This window comes from Vibrio rubrogenes, from assembly GCF_059641415.1.
Genome location: NZ_JCARSY010000039.1, coordinates 22,895 through 31,268 on the forward strand (window position 1 = coordinate 22,895; position 8,374 = coordinate 31,268).

6 protein-coding genes are annotated in these 8,374 nt (G+C 41.1%); 2 read left to right on the forward strand and 4 right to left on the reverse strand.

Annotation, left to right across the window (positions count from 1 at the left end):
- Window positions 1-13 precede the first annotated feature (13 nt).
- Window positions 14-898 carry a 2-hydroxy-3-oxopropionate reductase gene (garR, locus tag AC55NX_RS18270; protein ID WP_496997033.1) on the forward strand — a complete coding sequence of 295 codons (885 nt, stop codon included), beginning with the start codon at window positions 14-16 and terminating at the stop codon, window positions 896-898.
- A 62-nt stretch (window positions 899-960) separates the two neighbouring features.
- A complete protein-coding gene (locus AC55NX_RS18275) occupies window positions 961-2,106 on the forward strand; it encodes a glycerate kinase (RefSeq protein WP_496997034.1) in 1,146 nt (381 codons plus the stop codon).
- A gap of 2 nt (window positions 2,107-2,108) precedes the next feature.
- Here AC55NX_RS18275 and AC55NX_RS18280 read toward each other — a convergent pair whose 3' ends face one another.
- The 4 genes from AC55NX_RS18280 to hflK form a co-directional block, all read right to left on the reverse strand.
- Window positions 2,109-3,209 carry a CdaR family transcriptional regulator gene (locus AC55NX_RS18280; protein ID WP_496997035.1) on the reverse strand — a complete coding sequence of 367 codons (1,101 nt, stop codon included), beginning with the start codon at window positions 3,207-3,209 and terminating at the stop codon, window positions 2,109-2,111.
- 902 nt (window positions 3,210-4,111) lie between these two features.
- On the reverse strand, window positions 4,112-5,455 hold the full coding sequence (gene nhaA / locus AC55NX_RS18285) for a Na+/H+ antiporter NhaA (RefSeq protein WP_496997036.1): 1,344 nt from the start codon (window positions 5,453-5,455) through the stop codon (window positions 4,112-4,114).
- The gene (gene hflC / locus AC55NX_RS18290; protein WP_496997037.1) at window positions 5,448-6,443 is read right to left on the reverse strand and encodes a protease modulator HflC; all 996 of its coding nucleotides are present in this window, start codon (window positions 6,441-6,443) and stop codon (window positions 5,448-5,450) included. The genes nhaA and hflC overlap by 8 nt, the downstream gene beginning before the upstream one ends.
- Window positions 6,440-7,486, reverse strand: a complete 1,047-nt coding sequence (hflK, locus tag AC55NX_RS18295; protein ID WP_496997038.1) for an FtsH protease activity modulator HflK — start codon at window positions 7,484-7,486, stop codon at window positions 6,440-6,442. Before hflK ends, hflC begins: the two co-directional genes overlap by 4 nt.
- Window positions 7,487-8,374: the final 888 nt, after the last annotated feature.

Below are 8,374 nucleotides of genomic sequence, written 5' to 3' on the forward strand. Positions count from 1 at the left end.
AAGAGGACACGTTATGAAAATTGGATTTATTGGTCTCGGCATTATGGGCAAACCAATGAGTAGAAACCTGATAAAAGCAGGCTATTCTCTTGTCGTATTAGATCGTAATCAAGAAACGGTAAAAGAACTCGTTGATGCCGGGGCTGAGTTAGTCACCTCTCCGAAAGAAATCGCTCAGGCGAGTGATGTGATCATCACGATGTTGCCTAATTCACCCCACGTTAAAGAAGTTGCGTTGGGCGAGAACGGTTTGGTCGAAGGTGCGCGAGAAGGCCTAACGCTGATTGATATGAGCTCTATTGCACCACTGGCGAGTCAGGAAATCGCGGCAGCACTTGCAGCGAAAGGCATGAACATGCTTGATGCACCTGTGAGTGGCGGTGAGCCAAAAGCGATAGACGGTACTTTGTCAATCATGGTCGGTGGTGACAAAGCAATATTTGATCAGTACTACGATATTATGAAAGCAATGGCTGGTTCCGTTGTGCATACTGGGGAGATCGGTGCAGGAAACGTCACCAAACTGGCTAACCAAGTCATTGTTGCGCTTAACATTGCAGCGATGTCAGAAGCTTTAGTTTTAGCAAAAAAAGCCGGTGTCGATCCAGAATTAGTCTATCAGGCTATTCGCGGTGGGCTTGCGGGCAGTACTGTACTTGACGCGAAAGCCCCCATGGTCCTTAATCGTAATTTTGAATCGGGTTTCCGTGTTGACCTACACATCAAAGACCTTGCAAATGCACTTGATACCTCACATGGTGTGGGTGCGCAGCTACCGTTAACAGCACAAGTGATGGAAATGATGCAAGCGCTAAAAGCGGATGGCTTGGCATCCAAAGACCACTGTGCATTAGCATTATATTATGAAAAATTAGCCAAAGTGACTGTTGAGAGCTAATTGACGAGCAGCAGGCTGTTATAGCCTGCTGTCTTCTAATCCAACAAAGTGGTGTGTTGTTGATGAAAATTGTAATCGCTCCAGATTCTTATAAAGAAAGCCTAAGCGCAATTGAAGTAGCTGAAGCTATTGAAATTGGATTTAAGAAGGTTTTCCCTGATTGGGAATATGTTAAGTGCCCGGTAGCTGATGGAGGAGAAGGATCCGTAGAAGTATTGGTGGACGCATCAGGCGGTCATTTTATGCAAGCTCAGGTCGTTGGGCCGCTTGGAGAGTTGCACACCGCATTTTATGGTATTTCAGGCGATAAAAAGACGGCTTTTATTGAAATGGCCGAAGCCAGCGGTCTTGAACTTATTCCTGTAGAGCAACGCAATCCTTATATTACAACGAGTTATGGAACAGGCCAATTGATCGAGCATGCGCTTGGTCAGGGCATCAGACATCTCATTCTGTGCATCGGGGGAAGTGCCACCAATGATGCTGGCTGTGGCATGATGCAGGCCATGGGCGTGTCGTTTCAGGATATTCAGGGAAATGAATTGCCATATGGTGGGTTAGCTCTGGAAACGCTGCAACACATTGATGTCAGTGGCCTTGACCCACGTTTGAGTCAATGCCTGATTGAAGTGGCATGTGATGTGACTAACCCATTAACTGGCACAAATGGCGCTTCATATATTTATGGGCCGCAAAAAGGAGCGTCGCCTGAAATGGTTGAGCGTCTTGATGCTGCACTCGCAAACTTTGCTGAAGTGATAGAACGTGATATGAATATCCGAGTGAATGATATTCCGGGCGCGGGTGCCGCCGGTGGCATGGGCGCTGCCTTTTGTGCCTTCTTAAATGCTGAGCTTCGTCCGGGGATTGACATTATGACTCAGGCTTTAGGGCTGGAAGCGTTGCTTCAGGGAGCTGACTTGGTGATTACTGGCGAAGGACGTTTAGATAGTCAGAGTGTGAACGGTAAAGTCCCTGTAGGAGTGGCAAATATTGCTAAACGCAACAACTTGCCGGTTGTCGCGATTGCGGGTGCTTTAGCCGACGATATTGAGGAGGTCTATTCGCACGGTATCGATGCTGCATTTGCGACCGTTTACAAAATTACGACTTTCGAAGAAATCATTTCCCAATCCAAATCGAATGTAATACGGAGTTCATTTAATATTGCTGCTGCCTTGAGGCTAGGACAACAGATCAATCGCTAATTCTATAATATTAAACTAAAATACAAGCGGCACATATCGCTAAAACGATGTAAGTTCACATCGCAAATTTCTTCTATTCGTTTCATACGATAGCGAAGCGTATTGGGATGAATGTACAGTTTTGCAGATGTCTGTTTAATATCACAGTCGTTTTCAAACCAGCACAAAATGGTGTGAATAAGGGTTGGATCATTGAGTTCCAGTTGTTTCGTATGAATGGAAAGCTTGTCTTGTTGCCAGTGAGATAAGCTCCCTTCAAACAGAGCCGGTAATTCAAACTCAGAGTATGAATAAAAGCGTGATTTAGGTTGTAGCCGCTGCCCGCTTTTCATCACCGCCATTGCACTTTCAAATGCAAAAGGTAACTCTTCGGGTTTATTGTAGATAGCCCCCAATGCACAATGGAAAGGTACCTTGATTAAATCTGCAAGGTGGCTTTGAATACTCTGCCAGTCATCAATCGCTTTATTCGGTTCACATTCAGAATCAAATACGTTCAATAGGACTAAGTTGGTCGTGTATGAATATTCGGCTTTGAGTCTTTTTCGTGACCAATGATTGAGTGCCTGACAGACTGCTTTTTGGGCTTCTGTATTCTCTACCTCGATCACACAGATCGCGTGGTTGTGAAAAATATCAACTTTGAGTTGAGCTGCCATATTGATGATGTGTTCATGAGAGGCATTTCTGTCGATACACTCAAGTAACAATTCTTCCAGTTTACGTTCACTCCAACGCGTCATTTCCATCATTGAGGTGTATTCAACAACCATTTCAGCTGCCATTTTCACCATTTCACCCAATGGACGTACTTCATCCAGTGGGCCAGAAATACCAATCACACCGATTGCCTCATCGTTAAATACAATTGGTAGATTGATGCCTGGCTTGACGTGAGGGAACTCCGGCAACAAACTTTCGGAAATCTCAATTGTCTTAAGTTCAGTTAACGCAAGAACCGCACCGCCATGCTTCTGATATTTTCGGGCAGAGTTCGTTGAAGCAATGATAATACCGGTTTCGTCCATGACATTAAGCGGGTACTTGATGATTTTCTGAGCCCGCTCTACAATCCGTTGTGCTAGTTTCTCATGTAATTGCATAACTTCACTTATTCATTTTTGGTAAACGTACAAGAAGCTATGTTTAAGACATAGTCGAATAATTAAAAACAACGAGCCATAATACATAAGTACAGCCACATTAACTGGGAGCTCATTAACACTTCATATGAATATTTAAGGCAGCCTTTAGGACACAAGTCATACACAACTGATGTCATGATTTACATGAGATTAATTGTGAATCGTATAACAATATAACTAGATTTAGATTCTGTATTTATTATGGTTGCTTCTCATTGTAAAGGGTAAATAAAAATATAATGGTGTTTATGGATTAATATTAGGGTTAAATGGATTTTCCTGAAAATTTAAATTTTTAATGGTTATCTCAAAATTTATTGAGCTATGTATGATTTTACCAATTCAATACAAATAAATTCCGTCATTCATTCAATCGTCATTGCTATGATTATATCTGATGTTTAATTTTTAATGTGTGTTTTCATTAGTGGAAACTATTTTGTAATTATATTCTGTTTTTAATATATTTAAACCTACATGATTGGATGGTTCTCATTCAAATGTAATTCAGTATGGTTCTATACTATTAGAACAACGAATTATTTTTAATTTGTATAGTTCACTTATTTTCAATATTGCTTTATTCAAAAATAAAATGACATTATTAACATTTACTGCAAATAATTCGCCACCATGAGAAGCGCCTTCAATCAATTGAAGTTTCACGTTAGGGGGGCATTGTCGGTTTATTCATGCTTCATACAAACCGTTGATTTTGTAAATAAGCAATGATCGCGTCAGCAGCTCCAAGGGCAAGATAAACAGCAGGCAAGGTTTCACCTTCCGGTAAATGATTGATATATGGTACCAGCTTCTACGGTAGTTAATCACCGCAGACTGCCGAACCTATATATTTCAGATCAGATGTTGTTCAGCTTTTCTCTCACAGAGAAATACCGTAAAAAAATGAGACCGAGTAAAGCTGAAAAAATGGAAGCTGAGAAAATTCCAAGTTTTGCAGCAAGAATTTGGTCAGGACTATAAGCTAATTCTGAGATAAACAATGCCATCGTAAAACCAATACCGGCCAACATCCCGCCCCCTAAAATCATTCCCCAATTCATATTTTTTGGAAGTATGGCTACCCGAAGTCTTACTGCAATCCAACTGAACAGCACAATACCTATCGGCTTGCCAAAAACAAAACCAAAAAAGACAGCAAGAGTAATTGAAGAAGTTGCATTCGTAGTGGTCAGTGAAACCCCAGCATTAGCAAAGGCGAATAATGGTAAGATAACAAATCCGACCCAAGGATGGAGTAACATTTCTAAGCGTTCGACCGGTGAAAGCGTTTCACGAGCCGCCGTAGCAGCAGTCCTTAAAGTCTCTCCTTCAATCTTATCTCCGCTCCATTGTTTCATAGGAGAAGATGCCACTATCGAGTTCACAATAGTGGAGAGGTGTTGCTTGCTCACCCACTTATTTGTTGGTGTTAATATGCCTAGAATCACACCAGTAATTGTCGGATGTATACCAGACATATCGACCGACAACCATATCACTCCCCCAACAAGAGAAAAGAGTACAATACTGCGAACTCCCAAGAAGCTCATACCTCGAATCACAATAAAACCTATCAATGCATAAACAACGGGCCTCCAGTCAATGTCATTGCCATAACCAATAGCAACAACAAAGATCGCTCCAATGTCATCCACTACGGCCATTGATAGCATGAATATGCGCAAGCTATTTGGAATACTTCGTCCTAAGAGCGCCAGACACCCGATCACAAATGCAGTATCCGTTGCCATCACAGTACCCCAACCATGATGCCCTGGCTCACCAAATTGGATAAACAAATAGAAAAGAGGAGGTAATAACATCCCACCAAGAGCAGCAGCAATGGAAAGTACTGCTAATTTGGGATTACGAAGTTCACCAAGCACTAACTCACGCTTAAGTTCTAAGGCGATGAGAAAGAAAAACAAAGTCATTCCAGCATCATTTATCCATTTGTGTAAAGAACGCTCAAATACTAAATCACCGAAAGTAATTCCCACCGAAATTTGCCAAAAATGAGCAATCTCCTCACTTAAACCTGAGTTGGCAAGTAAAACAGCAAGTACTGCTGAAACAAATAGTACAATGCCCGCTGCTGATTCAATATGTATAAAACGGTTTATCGGTCTAGCAACCCAATCAATGTACTCTTTTGGTAGTCGAGTCGGGTAAGTTGATGCTATTTGGGCTTTTTTACTCATTTTGTTTTTCAACAATAGGCATTAAGTCACCTTCAATGCCATTGAGAAACTTGAATAAATCACTGTTAGTAGACAAAACAAGCGTTGTATTTTCTGAGATGATAGTTGAGTAAGCTTGCATCGTTCGTGTGAACTCATAAAGGTGTCTCGCTTGAGGGTTTTTATTGTAAGCTAACGAATAAATTTCGGCGGCCTTGGCATCGGCTTGCCCGCGAATCTCTTCGACTTCACGATAGGCTTCAGACTGGATTTTATTCAAATCTCTGATTCGGTCACCACGAATCCTCGCAGCTTCCCCATTTCCTTCGGATAAAAAACGTTCCGCAATTTGTCGACGTTCACTAATCATTCGCTCGTAAATTTTAGGACGAACACTTTCATTGTAATTAATACGTTTGAAGCGAATGTCGAGCAATTCAATACCAAATATTTTTATTTTTTCTGCCGCGGCAGAAAATATTTCTTGTTCGACTAATTGACGACCTTTTTGGATAGGAACAAGGGCGCCAATTTTCAGTTCTCCTTCAGTATCACTTAATAAGGAATCTCGTAACGGTTTTCGATTTTTATTTGTACGAATTATTTCGATTAATTCATGTTTTGCCACAGCATTTCGTGTCTCACTCCCCAAAATATCGTCAAGACGAGATTGTGCACTGCGTTCATCTTTGATTCGTAAAAAGTATTGAAGCGGGTCGGTTATTCGCCACCGAGCGAATAAATCAACCGAAATGTACAACTTATCTTTTGTTGGCATATCGGAAGGGTTACCATCCCACTCCAACACTCGTTTGTCTATAGTGTTAATTTCTTGAATGAACGGTATTTTTATCTTCAATCCAGCATCTACAACCGGTTCTCCTACTGGTTTCCCAAACTGAGTAATAATGACCTGTTGCACTTCACTCACCGTGTAAAGTGCGTTGTATATACTAAGAGAGACACCTAAAACTAATGCAGTTATGACCCCTATTTTATTCGGTTTCATTGTGCATCTCCTTGTGTCTTGTTGATATTGAGCAAAGGTAAAATATTGCTTGCTCGTTCATCAATGATAATTTTGGCACGAATATTCGGTAATACAGCTTGCATGGTTTCGAGATAGATTCTTCGTTTAGTCACTTCCGGCGCTTTAACGTATTCGAACAATAGTTCATTGAAGCGAGCTGTATCTCCTTCAGCCTCGTTAACCCGTTTTAGACGGTAACCATCAGCCTCTCTGATCCTTTGGTCTTTTTCTCCTAAAGCTAGAGGAATCACTTTGTTGTAATCTCGACGGGCTTCATTAATTAATTTTTCTTTTTCCTGTTGAGCTTGGTTCACTTCGTTAAACGATGCCTGAACAAGTTGCGGAGGGTTGATGTTTTTCAATTGCACTTGGTCAATACTTATCCCTAAGGCATATTTCGTTGAGAGCACCTGCATTTTTGAAAGCGCTTCATATTCAATTTCTTGTCGACCTATCGTGATCACTTCATCTACAGTTCTATCTCCAACGACTTCACGCATTACGGATTCAGAAACATATCGAAGCGTTTCACTGGGTTCTCGGACTTCGAACAAAAAATTAATGGGTTCAGAAATTCGATATTGGACTACCCACTCCACAAGAGCGGCATTTAAATCGCCAGTGACCATTTGTGTCTCTTGACGACGATCGTTAACTCTTGGACTTTGATGAGGGTCATTAGCCCCTGGCGTCGTAAAACCAAACTCTTGTTTTAGTTGTCGTTTAACCGGCACTATTTTTATCGTATCAATACCAAGTGGCATCTTGACGTGAAGCCCCGCAGGAACTTTATGTACATATTTGCCAAAGCGTTGTATGACAGCGACAGAATCACTTGGAACGGTATAAAATGCTGACCATAAAATGAGGGCTAAAAATAAAATAATAAATGGAGTAAAAAACCTTGAAGGCCCGCGACCTATAAGCATTTTCTTGAAGTGATGAAGAATATTATTTAAATGTGGAGGATCTTGTTTTCCTCCGCCCCAGGGATTTCCTGAAGAATTGTTACTTGGGAGCATGAGAATGCCCTCCGACTAGACTATAGGCAAGGAATTAGACCTATGTAAAATTAAATGAGGTAGGAAGCGCTTAATCAACTAGAGTAAATTGTGCGTAGTTTACGGTTAGTTACTAAGTGTCGCCTTAGAATAGTAGGGAACCCAACTTAAACTTCTAATATAACTAGCAATTAAGAGCCAGTATGACTTCTTGCTGTTATATCAAAAGTTTTACAGTTCCCCTTAATTGCCACGAATTTTTGTCGCAAGTATCATGCGACGTACGGTTATGTGAAGGTATACCTATTCATTATAGGTGATATATTCCCGGATAAGGACAATTTTAGTAATTTTTATGCAGCGGAACGAGCCATGTGGAGTGTAGTGGTCAATTAACGAGAACGTTCGAGTTCGATTGAAAATGATGTCACCAAGAGAGTATCGAGCTCTTAAAGTGGCGAGTTAAACTGTCCGTTTTAGTGGGGGCAACTACTATGATCCTTCAGGGCTCATGTACCGACCCTAGCACCAATTACTGCGAACTCTGACATGTGCTGACTTTTTTGCATAATTTGATTACCGTTTCAGAAGAGGAATATCTGCGGGAAGATTAAATCTAGAGAGGCAGTTTTAACCTCAGGCAAGGGCAAAAATCAAGACGATTTTTGAGGCTTTTCTGAGCAAGGGACTGCTCATAAAAGCCATCCCGACAACGCGGATTGCCTGCGGATGGTGCGATGAAGACTTTAGAGAGACAATCAATACTGGTATTCTGGTTGTTTTATTAAAATATCAGTGGTCTACACTGGCCATAATGTGCCAAATATAGCGAATGGATATTTGTGCTGTTAAAGCGTTAATTTCCGATATGGAAAGATTAAATTATGCATAAAAAACAAGCAGTAGAAC